The 20,225-nt window shown below is 38.2% G+C and carries 19 protein-coding genes and 1 tRNA gene; 8 read left to right on the top strand and 12 right to left on the bottom strand.

From position 1 onward, the window contains the following. The first annotated feature begins 12 nt into the window (after positions 1-12). On the top strand, positions 13-1,404 hold the full coding sequence (locus tag VGE44_RS09625) for an MBL fold metallo-hydrolase (RefSeq protein ID WP_331078396.1): 1,392 nt from the start codon (positions 13-15) through the stop codon (positions 1,402-1,404). Between the two features lie 3 nt (positions 1,405-1,407). Here the strand turns inward: VGE44_RS09625 and VGE44_RS09630 are convergent, their stop codons facing one another. The 9 genes from VGE44_RS09630 to rpsO all read right to left on the bottom strand — a co-directional run bounded on the left by VGE44_RS09630 (position 1,408) and on the right by rpsO (position 11,429). After that, positions 1,408-2,640, bottom strand: a complete 1,233-nt coding sequence (locus VGE44_RS09630; protein ID WP_331078398.1) for a DUF1015 domain-containing protein — start codon at positions 2,638-2,640, stop codon at positions 1,408-1,410. 43 nt (positions 2,641-2,683) lie between these two features. After that, the gene (locus VGE44_RS09635) at positions 2,684-3,637 is read right to left on the bottom strand and encodes a D-2-hydroxyacid dehydrogenase (RefSeq protein ID WP_331078400.1); all 954 of its coding nucleotides are present in this window, start codon (positions 3,635-3,637) and stop codon (positions 2,684-2,686) included. 80 nt (positions 3,638-3,717) lie between these two features. Beyond that, positions 3,718-4,785: a 3-phosphoserine/phosphohydroxythreonine transaminase gene (gene serC / locus VGE44_RS09640; RefSeq protein ID WP_331078402.1), complete on the bottom strand. Its 1,068-nt coding sequence runs from the start codon at positions 4,783-4,785 to the stop codon at positions 3,718-3,720. A gap of 87 nt (positions 4,786-4,872) precedes the next feature. After that, on the bottom strand, positions 4,873-7,269 hold the full coding sequence (locus tag VGE44_RS09645; protein ID WP_331078404.1) for a TonB-dependent receptor: 2,397 nt from the start codon (positions 7,267-7,269) through the stop codon (positions 4,873-4,875). A 106-nt stretch (positions 7,270-7,375) separates the two neighbouring features. After that, the gene (gene rpe / locus VGE44_RS09650) at positions 7,376-8,047 is read right to left on the bottom strand and encodes a ribulose-phosphate 3-epimerase (protein WP_331078406.1); all 672 of its coding nucleotides are present in this window, start codon (positions 8,045-8,047) and stop codon (positions 7,376-7,378) included. 54 nt (positions 8,048-8,101) lie between these two features. Then, entirely contained in the window at positions 8,102-8,593 is a 492-nt protein-coding gene (locus VGE44_RS09655; RefSeq protein WP_331078409.1) for a nucleotidyltransferase, read from the bottom strand. Positions 8,594-8,599: 6 nt separating this feature from the next. Beyond that, on the bottom strand, positions 8,600-8,782 hold the full coding sequence (locus VGE44_RS09660) for a hypothetical protein (RefSeq protein WP_324483754.1): 183 nt from the start codon (positions 8,780-8,782) through the stop codon (positions 8,600-8,602). 95 nt (positions 8,783-8,877) lie between these two features. Then, a complete protein-coding gene (pnp, locus tag VGE44_RS09665; protein WP_331078412.1) occupies positions 8,878-11,025 on the bottom strand; it encodes a polyribonucleotide nucleotidyltransferase in 2,148 nt (715 codons plus the stop codon). Positions 11,026-11,150: 125 nt separating this feature from the next. Further along, positions 11,151-11,429, bottom strand: coding sequence for a 30S ribosomal protein S15 (gene rpsO, locus VGE44_RS09670; RefSeq protein ID WP_331078414.1), 279 nt, complete (start codon positions 11,427-11,429; stop codon positions 11,151-11,153). A gap of 308 nt (positions 11,430-11,737) precedes the next feature. On the opposite strand from rpsO, the gene VGE44_RS09675 reads away from it, so the two are divergent. Further along, complete coding sequence (locus VGE44_RS09675; protein ID WP_331078447.1) at positions 11,738-12,160, top strand: acyl-CoA thioesterase; 423 nt, start codon at positions 11,738-11,740, stop codon at positions 12,158-12,160. On the opposite strand, the gene VGE44_RS09680 is transcribed toward VGE44_RS09675, so the two are convergent. Next, positions 12,157-13,152 (bottom strand): D-alanine--D-alanine ligase, encoded by a 996-nt coding sequence (locus VGE44_RS09680; RefSeq protein WP_331078416.1) that lies wholly within the window; start codon positions 13,150-13,152, stop codon positions 12,157-12,159. The two genes, VGE44_RS09675 and VGE44_RS09680, sit on opposite strands and share 4 nt — an antisense overlap. A 301-nt stretch (positions 13,153-13,453) precedes the next feature. Here VGE44_RS09680 and VGE44_RS09685 point away from each other — a divergent pair, with 301 nt between their 5' ends. The 6 genes from VGE44_RS09685 (at position 13,454) to VGE44_RS09710 (ending at position 17,203) form a co-directional block, all read left to right on the top strand. Beyond that, complete coding sequence (locus VGE44_RS09685; RefSeq protein ID WP_331078418.1) at positions 13,454-14,218, top strand: PASTA domain-containing protein; 765 nt, start codon at positions 13,454-13,456, stop codon at positions 14,216-14,218. Then, on the top strand, positions 14,205-14,522 hold the full coding sequence (locus VGE44_RS09690; RefSeq protein WP_331078419.1) for a rhodanese-like domain-containing protein: 318 nt from the start codon (positions 14,205-14,207) through the stop codon (positions 14,520-14,522). The genes VGE44_RS09685 and VGE44_RS09690 overlap by 14 nt, the downstream gene beginning before the upstream one ends. Positions 14,523-14,541: 19 nt before the next feature. Then, a complete protein-coding gene (gene mltG / locus VGE44_RS09695; RefSeq protein ID WP_331078421.1) occupies positions 14,542-15,597 on the top strand; it encodes an endolytic transglycosylase MltG in 1,056 nt (351 codons plus the stop codon). Then, positions 15,597-16,004, top strand: a complete 408-nt coding sequence (locus tag VGE44_RS09700) for a thioesterase family protein (RefSeq protein ID WP_331078423.1) — start codon at positions 15,597-15,599, stop codon at positions 16,002-16,004. Before mltG ends, VGE44_RS09700 begins: the two co-directional genes overlap by 1 nt. Before the next feature lie 9 nt (positions 16,005-16,013). Then, positions 16,014-17,006, top strand: coding sequence for a YihY/virulence factor BrkB family protein (locus VGE44_RS09705; protein ID WP_331078425.1), 993 nt, complete (start codon positions 16,014-16,016; stop codon positions 17,004-17,006). A 107-nt stretch (positions 17,007-17,113) separates the two neighbouring features. Next, positions 17,114-17,203, top strand: a tRNA-Ser gene (locus tag VGE44_RS09710). A gap of 521 nt (positions 17,204-17,724) precedes the next feature. Here the strand turns inward: VGE44_RS09710 and VGE44_RS09715 are convergent. Further along, positions 17,725-19,056, bottom strand: coding sequence for a DUF2231 domain-containing protein (locus VGE44_RS09715; protein ID WP_331078427.1), 1,332 nt, complete (start codon positions 19,054-19,056; stop codon positions 17,725-17,727). 3 nt (positions 19,057-19,059) lie between these two features. Further along, the gene (locus tag VGE44_RS09720; RefSeq protein ID WP_331078429.1) at positions 19,060-20,169 is read right to left on the bottom strand and encodes a twin-arginine translocation signal domain-containing protein; all 1,110 of its coding nucleotides are present in this window, start codon (positions 20,167-20,169) and stop codon (positions 19,060-19,062) included. Positions 20,170-20,225 lie beyond the last annotated feature (56 nt).

The following is a 20,225-nucleotide window of genomic DNA, read 5'->3' on the forward strand; positions in this document are numbered from 1 at the left end:
TTTTAGAGATTTATGAAATTAACTATATGGGGTGCTGCCCGTCAAGTAACCGGAAGTATGCACCTGCTTCAAACCGACAACTATAATATTCTTATAGACTGCGGCTTAGATTATGAACGGGATACCTGGCTTGAAGAGAATGAGGCTTTCCCATTCTCCCCTTCTGATATAGATCTTGTCATTCTCACTCATGCACATATTGATCATTCCGGCAATTTGCCAACCCTGATCCGTTTTGGTTTTGAGGGACAAATATTATGTACTCCTGCTACTGCCGACCTCACGGAATTACTCTTGTTAGATTCAGTCAATATTTTTCTGAGCAAACAGCGAAAAAAGCGCAGAGGGAAACGTGGATTTTCTGAAGGGCCAAAGCCTCTTTATCTTCAGAAACATGTAATGGAGACTGTTGATCGTTTTGTGACCATTGGATTTAATAAATCTTTTCGAATTAATGGGCAGATAAGCCTCACTTTTATTCCTGTTGGTCATCTTTTAGGTGCTGCTGCTGCAGTATTGAGAATTGAAGAACATGGAATCACAAAAACTATTGCCTTTAGCGGAGATATCGGTAGAAAAAACTATCCGGTTTTACAAGATCCTGAGTCCCTTCCGGAAGTGGATTATCTGGTTTGTGAATCAACATACGGGGGACGTAATCATAAATCAACACAGACCGTCGAAGAATTATTAACCGAAACTGTTAATGAAGCTTGTATTAAATCTCCGGGCAGACTGATTATACCCGCCTTCAGCGTAGGAAGAACCCAGGCTCTTGTATATTCCCTAAACAGGATATTCAGTAAGGGGCTGCTTCCACGAATAAAGGTATTTGTAGATAGTCCGCTTGCCGGATATGCAACTGATATTTTCAGAAAGCATCATGCCTTGCTAAATGGTGAAGCCCAGGACTTTTATAATCAGCTTGGGGATGAGTTTGAATTTGAAAACCTCGATTATATTCAGGATATGAATGCCAGCAAGGCAATATCCAATTATTATGAGCCCTGTATTATTATTTCTTCTGCCGGAATGCTGGAAGGTGGCCGTATTCAGGATCATTTATATTATAATATTTCAAATTACTACTGTACCATACTCTTTATTGGATATTGTGCAAAAGGCACATTAGGCCATCGTCTTCTTCGTGGTGACCCAGTTATTAATTTAAGGCACCGAGAACTTTCAGTATTTGCAACGATTAAGCAAACCGATCTTTTCAGTGGTCATGGAGACCATACGGATCTTATCAATTTTGTAAAACAGCAAAATCCTCAGCAAATTAAAAAGGTATTTCTTGTTCACGGAGAAACTACCGCAATGGAAGCTTTTAAAACGGCCTTGTGCGAAGAAAGCTATGCTGTAGAGATCGCTGAAAAAGGAAAAACATATCAGCTGGATTAAATATCAGCTGATATGGTGTATTAATAGTCCAACATCAAATTTAGGCTCAAACCAGGTTGATTTAGGTGGCATTACCTCTCCTTCGTCAGCAACCCTGATCAGTTGATCAATGCTTGTTGGAAACAAAGTAAATGCAAGTGCAAATTCCTTCTGATCAACCTTATGTATCAGATCTCTAATTGGTAAGGGGCCTGGCATAAAATCAATTGCAGGATCAGTGCGAGGGTCTGAGATATTTAGTATCCCTGAAAATATATAATTCTGGAGTATACTGACATCAAGTTCTTCTAAAGGACTTTTGATGTTTAATTCATGCTTAAACTCTAACAGAAACCATTTTTTGTCCAGATACATGCCAAATGCATGCATTTCAGTGGGAAGAACAACTTTGTCAGAATCAGTGATGTTAAAATCTGTTTTCAGTTTTTCGAGAAATTCGGATACCGAATGCCCTTTCAAATCTTTAACCAGGCGGTTAAACCCATAGATCTTTAATTGATCTGTGCTCATATAAACCGAGGTAAAGAAATTATATTCTTCATCTCCCTTATGCTTCAGATTCAATTTTCGCCGCTGTATTCCATATAATGAGGCAGCTGCGGCTCTGTGATGTCCGTCAGCAATATAGGATGAAGGAAGGCTTGCGAAAGCCTTGATTAAAGACATAATAACAGCTTTCTGATCAATAATCCATAATTTATGATCAGAATTTTCTTTAGTATAGGTAATATCTGGTTCTTTCAGGATTGTCTCCTGTAATATTCTTTCAATTTCAGGTACATATTTATAGGTAATTAATACCGGATTGGCATCAATACCTGTTTGCTGTAAATAATCAATCAGTGATTGTTCCCTGTCGGCCCTGGTGAGTTCATGTTTTCGAACCACATTATTCAGGTAATCATCTATTGAAGTAGTTGTCCAGATACCAACTTGAGAATGGCCTTCACGATTGATTTGATAGACATAGATTGAAGGTAATGGATCTTTTACAAGAATACCTTCGTCTAAAAATTCTTCAAAATTTTCGTTGATCTTTTTAAAGGTAAGTTCATTTCTGGAACCTAATAAGAAAAAGTTATCCAGCTTTGGAACAAGCATATTCACATAGGAATATGGATTTTCCTGCCGGATAAGCTTTGCTTCGCTAAGACTTAAATTTTCCAGATTAAGCACAACCTTTCCGGCAAAATTTTTACCCGGATGTATTCCTCTGAATGGTTTGATTTTTGGCATTTAATTTAAATATCAGAGGCATCAAACCTGAATTTGATTCTTATCAGACTGTTTTAAAAAAGTCAATAATAAGGTTTGCCAGCTCCGTGCCAATACGCTCCTGAGCTTCATTTGTGGAAGCACCGATATGCGGGGTCAAAGAAACTTTTGGATGAGTTAAAAGATCCTGACGAGGTGTTGGTTCATTATCAAATACATCTAAACCTGCAAACGCCACCTTCCCTGAATTTAAAGCCTCAATAAGTGCATCCTCATCAATTGTACCGCCACGTGAACAGTTAACTACACCTACCCCATTTTTCATGGACTCAAACTCCTCTTTACCTAAAACAGGTTTTTCAGAAAATGGAACATGAAGACTGATAAAATCTGACTCTTTAATTAGTTGCTCAACTGTTACAACTTTAATCGGGCAGTTTACCCTGATATTAGTTCCAATTACAACTTCCAGCTCATTAGGTATATCAAAAAGATCATAGGCAAGAACTTCCATTCCAAGTCCCAGAGCTACTTTAGCAGTCTCACGACCGATCCGGCCAAATCCGATGATTCCAATCTTCTTTCCACGGAGTTCAATGCCTTTGGCATATGCCTTTTTAAGATCGTTGAATCTAGTATTTCCTTCAACAGGCATTTTACGATTGGAATCCTGAAGAAAGCGAATTCCAGTAAATAAATGTGCAAAAACAAGTTCAGCGACAGAAAGAGAAGATGCTGCAGGAGTATTTACAACAGCAAGTCCCTTACTTCTGGCATAATCAACATCAATATTATCCATTCCCACTCCACCACGACCAATCAGTTTAATATTCGGGCATGCATCGATCAAATCCTTTCTAACCTTTGTTGCACTGCGAACGGTTATGCCATCATAATTTTTTAAGCCTTCAGAAAGCTGATCCTGTGGGATATGTGTAGTATCTACCTGAAATCCTGCTTTTTCTAATAATTCTTTACCTATTGGGTCAATGCCATCGTTGGCGAGTATACGAAACATAAAATCTATAATTTATAAGATGCTTATTTTTTAATATTAAAATTGATCGTAACCTGCCCATCAGGATACATATCAAAGTTTTAGCGATGCTTTTCGGCGAAATCCTGCATAGCATCGATCAGTACATGAACACTTGTTATCGGCAAACCATTATACATTGAAGCACGGAAACCACCCACACTTCTATGCCCCTTAATTCCGATGATGTCGCGATCTTCAGCAAACTTCAGGAAAGGCTTTTCTAGTTCGGGATTTTCCATCACGAAGCATACATTCATTCTGGAACGGTCTTCCGGCTTGCAGGTTCCTTTAAACAGCGGATTACGATCAATTTCCTTATACAGTGCTTCTGATTTGGAGATATTTTCCTTTTCAATTTCAGCAACTCCTCCTTTGGATTTTAACCAGCGAAGGTTTAACATAGAAACATAAATTGCGAAAACAGGTGGAGTATTATACATAGATCCGCCATCGATCTGAACCTTATAATCAAGCATTGATGGAATTTTACGGTCAACTTTACCTAAAATGCTATCCTTAACAATTGCTACAGTAACACCAGCAGGCCCCATGTTTTTCTGTGCACCGGCATAGATCAAATCGAAATCTGCAACATTTATAACTCTGCTTAAAATATCAGAAGACATATCACAAACTACAGGAACCTTTGTTTTTGGAACCTCCAGTAATTCAGTACCATAAATGGTATTGTTAGAGGTAAAATGGAAATATGCTGAATCCTCAGGAATCACAATGTCCTTTGGTATATAAGTATAATTCTGGTCTTTGGATGATGCAACAACATTTACATTTCCGAAGATCTTGGCTTCTTTGAGCGCCTTTGAAGCCCATACCCCTGTATCCAGGTATGCAGCTGTCTGACTTTCACCAAGCAGGTTCATTGGAACCATTGAAAATTGTAAACTGGCCCCACCCTGCAACAAAACAACCGAGTAACCTTCAGGTACATTTAATAATTCCTTAATTAAACGAACGGTTTCATCAACAACAGCCTCAAACTCAGGGGTACGGTGAGATATCTCTAAAATTGATAAACCGGTACCGTTAAATTCGAGAACTGCCTGTGATGCTTGCTTAAAAACTTCCTGAGGCAGGATGCAGGGACCTGCACCAAAATTGTGTATCATAATCTTTAAATTTATTGCCCAAAAATAAGACAATAATTTGAGACACGGGAGGATTTTAAGACCTTATTGATAATTGATTTGAATACTTTATCTGCTTTTCAGTTTAGCAATAACTCTAAAGTTAAGTTTTCTGAAGGTCAAATAGTTAGGTACAGCATATTGATTTGCATTTTTGTCGTTTAACCAAAGGTAAGATGCTGTGTTCTTAAAATTTAAAAGATTAAAAAGTTCAGCATGAAGACTTAGCGATTGAAAATATTTTTTTACAAAAACAGATGCCTTCTTACTCTCCCTGTCAGCCAGATCTTTTGAAAACCCAATATCAACACGCTTGTATGCAGGTATTTTAAATAAATCGGTATATCTATTTGGACCAGGAGGACCTATAGGAAGTGAAGAAGAATAAATCAGATTAAGGTGTACCTTATAGGTGGGATTTTGCATAAGTCGGTCCTGGAACATCATACCTATATTAAATAGCTGATCGGATGGACGTTTCAAATAGCCAGGATAAATTGTTACCTGCTTTCCGGTATTGTCTGTGGTCTGATAAAAGTCATTTTTAATATCTTCCTTCGTTTGCATAACAGAAAACCTGAAAGTTGATAAAAGATCTCCCGCAAAATTCCCGCTCAAACTAAAGTCTGCGCCAGCAGCATAACCCTTAGCAGTACTTTCAGACAGATATCTGATCTTTAGATCCTCTATTTTATAAGGAGTGATTCTGCTTAATATTTTATAATAAAGTTCAGAACTGAACTTTAATCTGGTACCCAAACCGTTAAAATCGTAATCGGTTCCTGCTATAAAATGATATGATTGCTGGGAACGTGCATCCGGATTGATACTACCATTATATCTCTTAATCTCCCTGTAAAATGGAGACTGAGAATAGGCGCCAACGGAAAATCGGAAAAGGAAATTGTCATCATAACCCGGTGAATACATCAGTGAAACACGCGGACTGATCAGGTTTTCTTTGGAATAAGAATTATAGTTGGCCCTGATTCCTGCTGCAATTGTCAGATTATGCCTTAAATTGAAAGTATTTTGAATAAATCCGCTTACTCGTCCGATTTCCTGCATATGCTGCTGGTTTATGATCTCCGAATAATTCCATCCTCCGGAATTACGGAGTGAATATCCAGTAGTATCTATCCCATTAAATTCATCAATTCTGTCCTTTATTTTGTCTGCCTGAAAACGAATACCCGTTTCAATAAATGAGTTCCTTACCTGCTTATACATTCTTAATTCGGTATTCAGGATCATCGTATTCAAAAAATTATCTCTGTAGGCAAGATTGGAGCCCGTTCCAAGAAGTGAACCAACGTTTTTGGGATCAAGGCCTCCATTTTTTTCATTGAAGGCATACCATCCCAGGAGATCTTTATTCTCTTGCTCGTTGATACTTGAAAAGGAACTAATCCATTTGAAATTTAAGGAATTAGAAGCATTGTAAGCCAGAGTTAGCGCCGCCATAAGAGATTCATAGTTACTGCTTTCCTCCCCATCATAATTTACATTAAGCCTCAATACTTCATCAGAAGTTCCAAATTCAGTCAGTCGCCTGTTAGGGCTGATGTTCAAATCACCCCTGTTGTAATTTCCAAAAACAGATAAATTCAATTTAGAGCCCAGGTCATGCCTGAATAAAAACTGATAATCAGAGAAGCCTGAAATATAGTCGCCTTCAAGATTTTGAGTTCCCAATAAGCTTTGATTTTTCTTATTTCTGATCCCCGCAAGGAAATAACTATTCTTAAATGGAACCTTTAGAGCGGCTGAACTCGAAAGGAAACCAATTTGAGCATCCAGAGATAATGAATCAGGTTTACTATATCTGACATCCAAAATTGAAGACATCTTATCGCCATATCTGGCTTCAAAACCACCTGCAGAAAATCTGGTACTACTTGCCAGATCCGGATTGATAAAACCCAAGCCTTCCTGCTGACCCGAATAGATTTGCATGGGCCTGTAAATTTCTATATCATTTAAATAAATCAGGTTTTCATCGAAATTCCCCCCTCTCACCGAATACTGAGAACTCAGTTCATTATTTCCGGAAACCCCAGGCATAGTTTTTAGAAAACTTTCAAAGCTACCGGATGTCTGAGGATAGATATTAAAAGCCGCTGCATCGATAGTTTTTAAATTACTGGCATTATATCTTTCTGTTATATGAACCTCATCAAGTGCCTGTATATCAGAAATTAATATAATGTTTTGAGTGTTTTCTCTGTCTGCAATAAGACCCAGATCCAATTGAAGATCTTTGAAACCAAGACGGCTGAATAAAAGTGTAGCAGAAACCGGAACCTTGCTCAGGTAGAACTCACCTTCCCTGTTAGTTTGGGTAATTAAGCGGGTACTTTTTACCTGCACAGTTACGCCACTAAGTAATTCTCCTTTCTCAGATGTGATTATACCCTTAATACTACCAAAATCCTGGGCATAAAGTGAAAAAGGAATAAATAACATGATAAAAATGCAAAATACAGAAAGAGAATAATTCCATCTCCTATGCGATTTGATAGCGAAGAATTTAGCTGGGGATAGATTTTCTTGCTTCACATTAACATGATAGTCATGAACCTATTAATTCCGGATTAAGATTTTTAAGTCCGGAGATCTCTGAAATCGGATCAGTGGCAGAAAATACAGCATTACCAGCCACCAGCACATCAGCCCCTGCCTGAATTAATTTCAGGGCGTTCTGATTAGAGACCCCGCCATCAATTTCAATTAATAAGCCATCATTTCTTCCAGATGCCATTGCACGGAGTGTACGTATCTTTTTATAGGTATTTTCGATGAATTTTTGTCCGCCAAAACCAGGGTTAACCGACATCAGACAAACCAGGTCAATATCTTCAATGATATCCTCAAGTAATGCTACAGGGGTATGCGGGTTGACAGCGACTCCGGCCCTGCAGCCCAAATCTTTGATTGCATGAAGGGTTCTGTGTAAATGGGTACAGGCTTCAATATGGACTGTAATATTCTCTGCTCCTGCCTGTTTAAATTCCTGAAGATAACGATCAGGGTCAACAATCATTAAATGTACATCCAGGGGTTTGCTTGCATGCTTCTGAATAGCTTTCATGACCGGAAAGCCAAAAGAAATATTTGGAACAAATACACCATCCATTATATCTATATGAAACCAATCAGCCTGACTACGATTAATCATTTCAATATCATTCTGCAGGTTCGCAAAATCAGCAGATAAAACGGATGGAGCTATAAGATGTTTCATATTACAAAATTACAAATTGTATTGCAATATTCAGTTTTAATGGCAGCTATATGATTATTGTTTGGAGTCTTCTTCCTCAATGATTTTCTTAATTCTTTCAAGTTCAATCAGATCCAATTGATCCTTAGGCCTATTAGCTGCTTTCTTTGTTAATATCAATGCATTTAGATGCAGAAATGGTATATCGACTCCATATATCGTTGCAATGGATGCAGATTTTAATAATGAATCAAAATTTGAATTATCAAGGCCTTTCACCGAAGTCATTATATCCAATCTAAGACCATTGTCAAGATGAAAATAAGTCCAGCCGGGAATGAATTGCATATCTGCTAATGTCTTAAAGTCTCCCATTCCATATTCATGGAATACTTTTCTTAAAACTTCTTTATTTACTTTAGTATCTTCAATCCAAAGGTCAATATCTTCAGTTGTACGCTGGTAGCCATGCAGATTTGTTGCAACACCACCTATCATAATATATTTAAGTTGAAACTGACCTGCAATTTTCCAAAAACGAAGCAGCTCTTCGTCAAACACATCCATAATAAATTAATGGGAAGGTTTATGCTTTATCTGAGCTTGTCTGAACATGATATTCATCTTCATAAGTTTGGTCATGGTATGAAACCGTTCCGTATATGACCTTTTTAAGGCTGTTTTAAGCAAATCAAACTCAGCTTTTTCATAATCTGATGAAGGTTCCTGAATAATATGTTTTTCTTGCTTTTTCATATTCTGAATGAGCAATTTAAGAAAAAGGTAGTAAATAACAAAACCTGTCAATGCTATGATGCACGACAGGTTTTGCATATATAAAATTCAAAGAATTATTCAGCTGCTGGTTTTGCATCCTCAGGACGCGGAGGCCTTGGCAATAAAGCTTTACGTGAAAGTTTTAATTTACCCTGCTTATCCACTTCAAGAAGTTTAACCTGAACGATATCTCCAACATTCAATACGCCGTCCATTGTTTCATAACGCTTCCAGTCAATTTCTGAAATATGTAAGAGTCCGTCTTTACCAGGCATAATCTCAACAAATGCACCAAAAGGCATAATTGTTTTTACTTTACCTTCATAAATCTCGCCAACTTCAGGCTTTGAAGCGATTGCTTTGATACGGCTAACAGCCTTATCAATAGCTTCTTTATTGTCAGCAAAGATCTGAACAATACCTAAGTTATCCTTCTCTTCAATAGCGATGGTTGCACCGGTTTCACGTTGCATTTCCTGAATGATCTTACCACCAGGGCCGATTACCGCACCAATGAATTCTTTATCAATCTTCAATGTAACAATACGTGGAGCGTGTGGCTTATAATCCTCACGTGGAGCAGCAATGGTCTTCTTCATCTCATTTAAGATATGAAGACGTGCTTCATTAGCCTGTTTTAAAGCAGCAGTCAATACTTCCCACTTTAATCCATTGATTTTTAAGTCCATCTGACAAGCAACAATACCTTTTTCGGTACCGGTTACTTTAAAGTCCATATCTCCCAAATGATCCTCATCACCCAGAATATCTGTTAAAATTGCGTATTTGCCTGTTTTCTCGTCAGAGATCAATCCCATAGCAATACCTGAAACCGGTGATTTAATCTTAATACCGGCATCCATCAGTGCAAGTGTACCTGCACAAACTGTAGCCATAGAAGATGAACCATTTGATTCCAGAATATCTGAAACAACACGGATAGTGTAAGGATTATCATCCCCAGGTAATACCTTTTTCAAAGAACGCATTGCCAGATTTCCGTGTCCGATTTCACGACGACCGGTACCACGGTTAGGACGAGCCTCACCTGTTGAGAAAGCCGGGAAATTATAGTGTAATAAGAATTTCTGATATCCGTTAAAGAAAGCACCATCAATCAGTTGTTCATCAGATTTAGCACCCAGGGTTACTGTTGTCAGAGACTGTGTTTCACCACGGGTGAAAATAGAAGAACCATGAGCAGTTGGTAAATAACCAACTTCCGACCAGATTGGACGTACTGTGCGAGAATCACGACCATCTAAACGAATTCCTTCATCTAAAATCAGGTTACGGATTGCATCATATTGTACATCATGAAAGTATTTTTTTGCAAGGGAAATTGTGATTTCTTCAAGTCCCTCACCCAATTCAAGTATAAAATCATTGATTACCTCAGAAAATTTATCGCTGCGCTCGTGCTTTGAAGATTTTGATTTGGCAATAGCATATACCTTATCGTAGGTTGCTGCAAAAACTTTTTCCTTAAGATCAAGATCATGAGTTTCATGGCTATAAACACGCTTTTCAGTTTTACCAACCAGAATAGCAAGTTCCTTTTGAGCCTGAACCTGAATAATAATGGCTTTGTGTGCAAACTCAATTGCTTCAACCATTTCCTCTTCAGAAATTTCATCTCCTTCACCTTCAACCATCACAATATCATTCTCAGTACCGGCAACCAAAAGATCAATAGTTGCACGTTCAAGATCACTCAGATAAGGATTGATAACAAGTTTACCATCAATTTTAGCTACACGAACTTCAGAGATCGGACCGTTGAAAGGAATATCAGAAACAGCAATTGCCGCAGATGCTGCAAGACCTGCAAGGCAATCAGGCATAATATTTTTGTCGGCAGAGATCAATGAAATCATCACCTGTACATCAGCATGATAATCTTCAGGGAACATCGGACGTAATGCACGATCTACCAGACGCGAGATAAGCACCTCATAATCTGATAATCTGGCCTCCCGACGTAAAAATCCACCCGGGATACGTCCCGTAGCAGCATATTTCTCCTGATAATCAACTGATAATGGTAAAAAATCAGTTCCAGGTTTTGCACCTACTGTTGATACCACAGTAGCCAGAAGCATGGTATCACCCATTCTCACGACAACAGATCCATCCGCTTGTTTAGCCAGTTTCCCGGTTTCGATTTCGATCATACGGCCATCGCCAAGATCGAATGTTTTTTTAATTGCGTTATAACTCATTTGTTTTAATGGCGATGTACTTTTCCTCTTTTGAGCACATCTTCTTTTATATTGATTTTATTTTTTTACAAAGTAAAAAAGCCATCCTGCAAATAAGAGGATGGCTTCGCAAATTTTTGCTAAGATTATTTTATAATATCTCTTAACTCTAATGCTTTGATAATTGCACGATACCTGTTGATATCCTTCTTGTAAAGATATGCAAGCAGGGCACGACGCTTACCTACTAATTTCTGAAGAGATAGTTGTGTAGAAAAATCCTTCTTGTTTTGTTTCAAATGCCCGGTTAAATGAGCAATACGAGCGGTAAATAATGCTACCTGTCCTTCTGCAGAACCGGTGTCTGTTGCACCTTTTCCGTGTTTGGCAAAAATTTCTGCCTTGTACTCTGTACTTAAATACATTACCTGAATAATATTAAAGCGGTTTATAATTATTTTAATTGGACGCAAAGATAGGGTAATGAAAGTTCAATTGCAAATATGAATTTTGTTGTTGCTTGTTGGTGGATTACAGGTTCATGGGAAATAATTGATCAAGGATTCAATTTGCATATCATTAAGACAATTTAAAAATGTTAAGGCATTAGAAATTATATCCATTATTACTTGATTTCCCCGTTTAGTACAATTTACTAACAACTAACAACCAACCACTAACAACTAAAATAACATCATTTCCTATTCTCATTTAATTGCCCGAATTTCGCATGATGGAATCAAAGCCCAGCTATAGCAGTTTTACATCGGAGTTCAAAGTGAGGCCGGATGATATTGATATGTTTAATCATGTTCATAACAGCACTTATTTTGATTATGTGCTCGCAGCCAGATATGAACAGATGGAAACCTGTTATAAAATGCCTATGGAAGATTTCCTTAAAATGGGTTTGGGATGGGTAGTCAGATCGGCCTTTGTGGATTATAAAAGGCCACTCGGACTTGGTGATACATTTACTGTACAAACCGGTATTGAAACCATCAACTCAAAAGGCTGCCGTGTAAAATTTGAGATCAGAATCAGTAAAACCGGCAAAGTAGCCTGCGACGGCTGGTTTGACTATGTCATGATCAATATTGCCAACGGTAAAAGTGTGAAAGTATCTGATGAAATGATATTAAACTATTCTATCTAGTCTTTGCTTGCCAGGGCCTTTTCAATTAATTCTCCATAAAACTCAGTGATATCCAGTCCGGCAGCTCTAAGCTGCTGCGGAATAAAACTCTGTGCCGTTTGACCCGGAATAGTATTAATCTCAACAAAATAAAAATCCGAACTAAGATCCTGAAGGAAGTAATCAATACGAACCATGCCCTTGCAATTCAGGTTGCGATAAATATCAGAAACGATGCGTTCTACCCTTTCCTTTTCTTCTTCAGACATTCTGCCAGGAGTAATTTCTTCGGTGGCACCTGGCGTATACTTAGCTTCAAAATCAAAAAAGTCATTGGAAGGTATCACTTCAGTACTTGGTAACACCCGAATCCCCTCAAGGCCATTATATACTCCTATCGAAAATTCACGACCCTGGATAAATTCTTCTACCAGTACCTGATTGTCTTCATTAAAGGCTTTTATGAGTGCATCGGGTAATTCATCTGCAGTTTTAACTTTACTCATTCCGATACTGCTGCCACCATTGTTTGGTTTAATGAACAGTGGAAGTACCAATGTATCCAGAAGATGCTGGCTTGCAGCCGAGCTATTATCAAATAACTGAACCGATTTTGCAATGTGCAGGTCTTTGATACCATCAACAATGGCTTTCGAATAACCTTTATTCATCGTTAATGCGGATGTCAGTGTATCACAGCTTGTGTAAGGAATATTCAGCAAGTCAAAATATCCCTGAAGTTTGCCGTCTTCGCCCGGAGCGCCATGGAGCATAATAAAAGCAACATCAAAAACTATTTTTGTTCCACTTAAGGTAATAGAAAAATCATTCTTATCTACCTGGTGTTTTACTGAGCCTGAATCGGAATAATACCATTCATTCTTTAGTATAACTATCTTAAAAACATCGTATTTATTTCTGTCAATCTTGCTTTCAACGAAGTCTGCGCTTTTAAAAGATACTACAGATTCACCTGTAAATCCACCTGTTACCAGTGCTATTGTTTTTTTCATCTTAATTGGTATGCTAAGTAAGAAACATGATTTTCTGTGAATCAATATTCCCATTATAACCCAAATCGCTCATTCAAACATTTCAATCTGTTCAAACCAGAATCGGGTAATTTTATTGCTCCAAAGATAAATTTTAAAACAATTGAATGATAGCAATGCTAATATTTATCTTCGTTAATGCCGAACTAATAATTATTTTTGAGGATAATTGCAATTAACCAATCTGAGAAATCCTAGGAATAAATAATTATATTCTTGTGTTTCTGACATTTATCCTGTAATTAAAACAAAGAAGATCATAATGAGCAAATTTATAGACTATTTACAGACTAAAACCTTTCGTAAAAACCTCATTATAGCCACCGGATCTATTTTACTTTTCCTGATCGTCATATTTTACAGTCTGGGATTTTATACACACCATGGCGAAGGGATGCCTGTACCGAAACTCAAGGGTTTAAGCATTGAAAAAGCTGTAGAACTACTGGAGGGAAAGGGTTTAAGATATCAGATAAATGATTCCATTTACCTGATAGACAAGCCCCCTGGCTTAGTTGTAGAACAGGATCCTGACCCGAACACAAATGTAAAATCAAACCGGACCATTTATCTGATCATCACCCGAGATGCTCCAAATATTAAATTCCCTGATATTCAGGGCAGGACATTTCTTGAAGTTAGATCAATACTTAATAATTATCAGTTAAAGGTCGGTGATACTACCTATAAATCGGATGTTGCCAAAGATGTAATTCTGGAAGCCCTGTTTGGAGGTAATATAATTTCAAAAGGACAGTCAATCCCAAAGGGATCCAGCATTAACCTTGTTTTAGGGGATGGCCTGGGTGCCAGTGAAGTCGATATACCTAATTTACTGGGTTTAGACCTCAGTGAAGCCAGAATGGCACTCTTAGGCTCTTCATTAACTTTAGGTACGGTTAGCTTTGAAGGTATCCAGGATACCGCAAATGCAAGGGTTATAAAACAATTCCCTGCCATTAGTGATACTTTAAGTAAAGTTAGTATTGGTACACCTATTGATGTTGTTTTGGGTGGCGGAAATTAAAACAACAGATATTAGTCCGGCTGAGTTCATGGAGCGCAATCGTGAGCCCATTACCTTTGTGATCATTGATGTTAGGGAACGAATTGAATTTCAGACATTTAATATCGGGGGGCAAAATATACCATTAGGTATTTTATTAAAAGATCCGGAAGAGCTGGAAGATTTGAAGAATAAGGAAGTGATTGTAATTTGTCAGCATGGGCTGCGCAGTGAAACTGCCAGAAGATTTTTATTTATGAATGGGTATAAGAATGTCAGAAATCTGCATGGCGGGATCATGGCCTTGAGAAAATTGAATTATTGAAAATTGAATACATTTTAGAATGGTAGCAAAAAAGTCGAAAAAAATAAGTTTTAAGGCGAAGGTTTTCTTCGCGATGCTTGCTCTGGTGCTTATTGTACTCGCAGGTACAGGCATTAATTATTATCTCAAATATTTTAAGCCAAACGTTACAGGAAACAAAGATTACCTCTTTATACCAACCGGATCTGATTTTAAAGATGTTTATTCCATCATCAGTTCAGAAAAAATGGTAAAAGACACCCTTTCATTTCTGAATGCTGCCCAGAACATGGATTACCCGGTTAAAGTTAAGGCTGGAAGGTACCGTCTGACAAAGGATATGAGTAACCGCAGCCTTATCAATATGTTAAAAGCTGGGAATCAGGAACCGGTGAAGATATCCTTTCAAAATGTAAGGCTAAAGCATACTCTGGCTGGAATGATTTCTAAAAAAATTGAAAGTGACTCTGCTTCAATTTCCCAGCTGCTTGATTCAGCTGCCTTTGTGGAAAAGTATGGTTTCAATACAGAAAATGTGTATACCATGTTCATTCCTAATTCCTACGAAATCTACTGGAATTCGAACCCTGAGAAATTCTTCCTTCGAATGCACGCTGAATATCTTAAATTCTGGAATGCCGAACGTAAGGCTAAAGCAGCTGCAATTAATCTCAGCCAACCTGAGGTGAGTATACTTGCTTCTATTGTTGATTCTGAAGCCTTGAATGATTCAGAAATGCCACGAATTGCGGGTTTGTATATGAACAGGCTACACAAAGGCATGCGTCTGGAAGCAGATCCTACAGTTATTTTCGCTGCCAATGACTTTACTATCCGGCGTGTTTTAAACAAGCATTTGAGGATTAACTCTCCATACAATACGTATTTAAACACTGGTTTGCCTCCAGGACCAATTACAATGCCGAGTATCAATGCAATTGATGCCGTTTTAAATTATGAAAAGCATGATTATATCTATATGTGTGCTAAGGAAGATTTTTCTGGTTACCATAATTATGCATCAAACTTAACTCAGCATCTTCAGAACGCAAGGAAATTCCAGGAAGCGCTGAATCAGCGAAATATTAAGAAATAATGTTTAGCCACAGCACTAAAATTCGGGTACGATATGCTGATACAGACCAGATGGGCTTCATGTATTATGGCAATTATGCTACATTTTATGAAGTGGGCCGTGTAGAAATGCTCAGAAGTCTTGGCTTGACTTATAAATCAATGGAAGAATCGGGTATAATTATGCCTGTTACCGATCTGAAATGTAAGTATATACTACCTGCTTTATACGATGAAGAGATAACCGTAAAGGTTTTTATTGATAAAATGCCTTCCCTGAGAATTCATTTCAGATATGAACTCTTTAATGAAAATGATGAGCTGATCAATATGGGTGAAACCACTCTCGTTTTTATAGATCAGCAAAAGAAAAAAGCCTGTTTACCTTCAAAAGAATTTATGGAGAAACTCAGTGTATATTTTGATTAAGTTTATTAAATGATCTGGCTGCACCAAATTCTACTGAGATTCAAACCATATTTTATGATGGTTGAGCGGACAAAAACAATCATTCTGCCCGGATTTAGTCCCCTGCCATTGTATACTGTAGCCTCATTTTTCTTTCAGGAGATAGGAAAAGATGAACTCATTAATAAAGCATCTTCACTAGCTTACAGCTTTATGCTGGCAATTTTTCCTGCCATTATCTTCCTTTTTACGCTTATCCCCTATGTACCGATAGATAATTTCCAGGAGCAGTTAATGAGTTTGATAGCCCTTATTCTGCCTATTGAGGCTTATACTGCTGTACAGTCAACCCTAATTGATATTGTAAAAAACCAAAATTCAAAACTTTTGTCATTTGGTTTTGTATTTGCACTTATCTTCTCAACAAACGGAGTTCATAACCTGATGGAAGCATTTAACAAGTCTTCCCTGATTATTGAAACCAGATCATGGTTAAAACAAAGGCTTGTGGCACTTTACCTAACCCTAATGGTTTTATTTGCATTGATATTTGCCCTGGTTGTAATGACCATCGGAGAATATATATTAAACATATTAAAATCAGAACTGGGTTTCAGGGATTCTTTCTGGCTTTATGTACTTAATTTGGCAAGGTGGTCAATTATAATTGTACTTTATTTCGTAACAATTGCGCTTTTGTATCGCTACGGACCTGCCCATGCAAAGAAATGGAAGTTCTTTAGTGCAGGTTCATGGATGTCTACTATTCTGGCGATACTAACCTTCTGGGGATTCTCTTTCTATATAAACAATTTCGGAAACTATAATAAACTGTATGGATCGATTGGTACACTCATCGTTCTCATGATCTGGTTATATTTAAATTCCCTGATCATTCTGATTGGGTTTGAACTAAATGCCAGTATAGATCTTTCGAAGCGCAGTATTAAAATAGTTAAGCCGGTTTATAACCGGTTTAAGAACCAGCCTGCTGAAGAAAAGCTCGAAAAGAAGATAGAATAAACTGGATTTTAACACTCTTTCTTACTCACTTACTGTGAGTTATCTCTAATAATTCAAAAAAGCTAATTTTTGTTTGCAGATTAAGCACGGTTTTGTACTTTTGCGCCGGAGAGTTGGCAGAGTGGTCGATTGCGGCAGTCTTGAAAACTGTTGACCTGTTACAGGGTCCTGGGGTTCGAATCCCTAACTCTCCGCCAGACAAAATGCTGTCCGCCACAGGCGGACGGCATTTTTTTGTTTTAGTGCGACCGGAATGTATTCCGGAGAGCGTAAAAACAAAAAAATGACAGGAGCGATAGCGACAGCATTTTGACTGTAGCCTTCCCCCACCGGGGATCAGCGCAGCTAATCCCTTATCGCAAATATTATTTCAATATGATTGTTTGTTTTAGAGCGACCGGAATGTATTCCGGGGAGCGCAAAACCAAAAAAATGCCAGGAGCGATAGCGACAGCATTTTGGCTGCAGCCTCCCCCCACCAGGGATCAGCGCAGCTAATCCCTTATCTCAAATATTATTTCAATAAGCAGTTTGTTTTAGTGCGACCGGAATGTATTCCGGGGAGCGCAAAAACAAAAAAATGCCAGAAGCGATAGCGACAGCATTTTGGCTGTAGCCTCCCCCTAACAGGGATCAGCGCAGCTAATCCCTTATCTCAAATATTATTTCAATAAGCTGTTTGTTTTAGAGCGACAGGAATGCCCCATCCAGGATCAGCCTAATTAATCCCGCCAGATCTAATATTCCACTCATAAACCCTTTTAACAGAAGGCATCTTCTTCAATTGCTCCACTCCTGCTTTACTCATACCCGTTTCATTTAAATTAACTGCTTCAAGGTGCTTTAAAGCAGAAATAAGCGGAATACTTTTATCAGTAACTGGATTTTTATCAAGCCGAAGCTTTTCAAGATTGATTATTAAAGGCAAAAAATCAAGGTCTTTATCGGTCAAATTATTTGCTGATAAATTCAGCCATATCACATTCTTTGCAATTGTTTTAAGTCCGGGTTTGATTGACTGGATTAGTATGCCTTTCCCTTCAGGCAAGGTAATATCCAGCATTAGCGGCTGATGCTGCATTACTCTGATATTCAAGCCCAGGTTTCGAAGGCTATCCAGTAATTTTAGATTAGTGAAATCTGGAATGTCAGGATTGGAAACAGGATAATCCGGATCTGCAGATTCAACATTGTTGCCAGCTCCACCTATTTTTAAATAGGATGCAATTAGAGGGCTAATAGATTGGGTATTTTTCAATTCAGACATCTTTTTACCATTAACCGCCATCCCCTTCTCTATCCACCATTGAATGATCTCTACTTCTGATTTTGTCAAAGGCGTTTTTCCATCAGAAGGCATATAATCCTCATGTTCGGGATCAAGGGTGATCCTTTTATACAATTCACTCTCATTTAATGAACCCGCGACAATTGCTGCACCATTTTTTCCTCCTTTTTGCAAATCAGCCAATGTTTTCATAGAAAGCTCCCCTTTCATTTTATCGGGTCTATGGCATTGCGAACAGCGCTGGATCAATATCGGATGTACTACATCTTCAAAAATCATCGCCTGTTCTACACTTGCAGGTTTAACTCTTTCCTGCTGGGTAAGTACATCCAACGACAGATATTCTGCACCATGCGTCAATAAACCTCCCTGATGCCCGGTATAACCCATTAGAGCCATGGTTAAAACACAGAGAGGGGTAAAGACAGAGCGCTTAATTGCCGGTAACTTTCTAAACGTTCTGTTGCTGATCAGAAACAATAATCCTGAAACCAGGGCCAGGGCAATACCTGAAATTTTATGATCATTAAGTGCAGCATTTTCGTAATCTCCACTTAATGATAAGATATAGCCAAAAATACAGGCCAATACCGCAGAAATGAAGCCCAGCAGCAATGTGAACGATACCGAAGCTTTCAGGTGCTCAAATTTCTTTGAATAAGAGAATAATTCAAACAAAGTTGCCAGCAAGAGAAAGCCAATTGGTAAATGAACGACCAGTGGGTGCAGTCTGCCTGAAAATATGGCCAGATCTAAAAGCATGGATTAAACCCGGGTTAACTTTACAGGGGCCGTATTATTTGCATTCCACTGACATACATAAATGTTCTTATCCTCATCTATACATACATCATGACAGTGCTGAAACATCTGACCAGGTGCCTGGAGGGTAGCCTGGAGGATATTGTTCTTATAAACGGGCGCATTTCCTCCCGGATTGGAAATCACTTTATTTGATGAATCTAAAATGGTAACAAAACCACTGTTGCCTCCAATCATTTTACCGGCTTCATCATTTGACCAGCAAACACCCGCATACAAATTTTCTCCATCCAGTACAGGCCGGCAAACATGCATTCCAGGCATATCAATGCGACGCAGGAATTTGCCATCCAGCGTAAATACTTTAAAGCAATTTTCCTCTCTGGAAGTACAAATTAAGGTTGGATTATTTTTGTTTCTATAATCTATTGCAACACCATGAGCACAACGCAGGTTCCAATCAGGGTTAGCATTTTTTCGGCCGCCAAAATGCCTGATATATTGCCCCTTGCTGTTGTATTGGATGATATAGTCAGAACCATACCCATCAGCTACATAAATATCCCCATTAGCTCCTATGGCTGTTTCGGTTGGCATAAATTTTTCATCGTCCTTGTAAACACCAATTGTTTTTGGGTGTCCGATTGAGAAAATTATTCTGCCACTTAAATCAGTTTTTATAACCTGTCCGGCCTGAGCATTCCATACCCCGGACTTATTTTGATACCAACCGCAGTCAACAATCATTAGAAAATCTTCGCCACCTTCCTTGCTGATAGATAAACCATGTCCACCGGGCCAGGCAGTTCCCCAACTATCCAACAGTTTCCCTGATTTGTCAAATATTAAAATATTATTTTGGGTGTGATCTCCAAGCATAATGAGCCGGCCTTTGCTATCCTGGACCATTTCATGACAATTAAAAAGCGGATTGCTGTTTACACTTATTTTTGCCCAGGCTTTATCAACCTTGTATTTGAATTCACCATGACCTATTATTTCGTCAGCGAATTGATTATTAGCGAATGGGTGTGAAAATGCGGCAAGCGGTCCGGCCATGCTCAATGCAGTTGCCATTCCTGTATTCTTAAGAAAATTTCTTCTGGAAATCATGATCTATTTATATCTGTTTATGTTCAATTATTCAAACTGTCTGGAAACATCATTCG

The organism is Daejeonella sp., from assembly GCF_036405355.1.
In the GTDB taxonomy this organism is placed as follows: Bacteria; Bacteroidota; Bacteroidia; order Sphingobacteriales; family Sphingobacteriaceae; genus Daejeonella.

What these genes read in the sequence shown, in the direction of transcription:
- rpe (WP_331078406.1), bottom strand. Translation starts at nt 8,047, where the DNA reads ATGAAACATCTTATAGCTCCATCCGTTTTATCTGCTGATTTTGCGAAC.
- mltG (WP_331078421.1), top strand. Translation starts at nt 14,542, where the DNA reads ATGGTAGCAAAAAAGTCGAAAAAAATAAGTTTTAAGGCGAAGGTTTTC.
- rpsO (WP_331078414.1), bottom strand. Translation starts at nt 11,429, where the DNA reads ATGTATTTAAGTACAGAGTACAAGGCAGAAATTTTTGCCAAACACGGA.
- VGE44_RS09660 (WP_324483754.1), bottom strand. Translation starts at nt 8,782, where the DNA reads ATGAAAAAGCAAGAAAAACATATTATTCAGGAACCTTCATCAGATTAT.
- VGE44_RS09625 (WP_331078396.1), top strand. Translation starts at nt 13, where the DNA reads ATGAAATTAACTATATGGGGTGCTGCCCGTCAAGTAACCGGAAGTATG.
- VGE44_RS09715 (WP_331078427.1), bottom strand. Translation starts at nt 19,056, where the DNA reads ATGCTTTTAGATCTGGCCATATTTTCAGGCAGACTGCACCCACTGGTC.
- serC (WP_331078402.1), bottom strand. Translation starts at nt 4,785, where the DNA reads ATGATACACAATTTTGGTGCAGGTCCCTGCATCCTGCCTCAGGAAGTT.
- VGE44_RS09655 (WP_331078409.1), bottom strand. Translation starts at nt 8,593, where the DNA reads ATGGATGTGTTTGACGAAGAGCTGCTTCGTTTTTGGAAAATTGCAGGT.
- VGE44_RS09680 (WP_331078416.1), bottom strand. Translation starts at nt 13,152, where the DNA reads ATGAAAAAAACAATAGCACTGGTAACAGGTGGATTTACAGGTGAATCT.
- VGE44_RS09630 (WP_331078398.1), bottom strand. Translation starts at nt 2,640, where the DNA reads ATGCCAAAAATCAAACCATTCAGAGGAATACATCCGGGTAAAAATTTT.
- VGE44_RS09685 (WP_331078418.1), top strand. Translation starts at nt 13,454, where the DNA reads ATGAGCAAATTTATAGACTATTTACAGACTAAAACCTTTCGTAAAAAC.
- VGE44_RS09700 (WP_331078423.1), top strand. Translation starts at nt 15,597, where the DNA reads ATGTTTAGCCACAGCACTAAAATTCGGGTACGATATGCTGATACAGAC.
- VGE44_RS09705 (WP_331078425.1), top strand. Translation starts at nt 16,014, where the DNA reads ATGATCTGGCTGCACCAAATTCTACTGAGATTCAAACCATATTTTATG.
- pnp (WP_331078412.1), bottom strand. Translation starts at nt 11,025, where the DNA reads ATGAGTTATAACGCAATTAAAAAAACATTCGATCTTGGCGATGGCCGT.
- VGE44_RS09720 (WP_331078429.1), bottom strand. Translation starts at nt 20,169, where the DNA reads ATGATTTCCAGAAGAAATTTTCTTAAGAATACAGGAATGGCAACTGCA.
- VGE44_RS09675 (WP_331078447.1), top strand. Translation starts at nt 11,738, where the DNA reads ATGGAATCAAAGCCCAGCTATAGCAGTTTTACATCGGAGTTCAAAGTG.
- VGE44_RS09635 (WP_331078400.1), bottom strand. Translation starts at nt 3,637, where the DNA reads ATGTTTCGTATACTCGCCAACGATGGCATTGACCCAATAGGTAAAGAA.
- VGE44_RS09645 (WP_331078404.1), bottom strand. Translation starts at nt 7,269, where the DNA reads ATGTTATTTATTCCTTTTTCACTTTATGCCCAGGATTTTGGTAGTATT.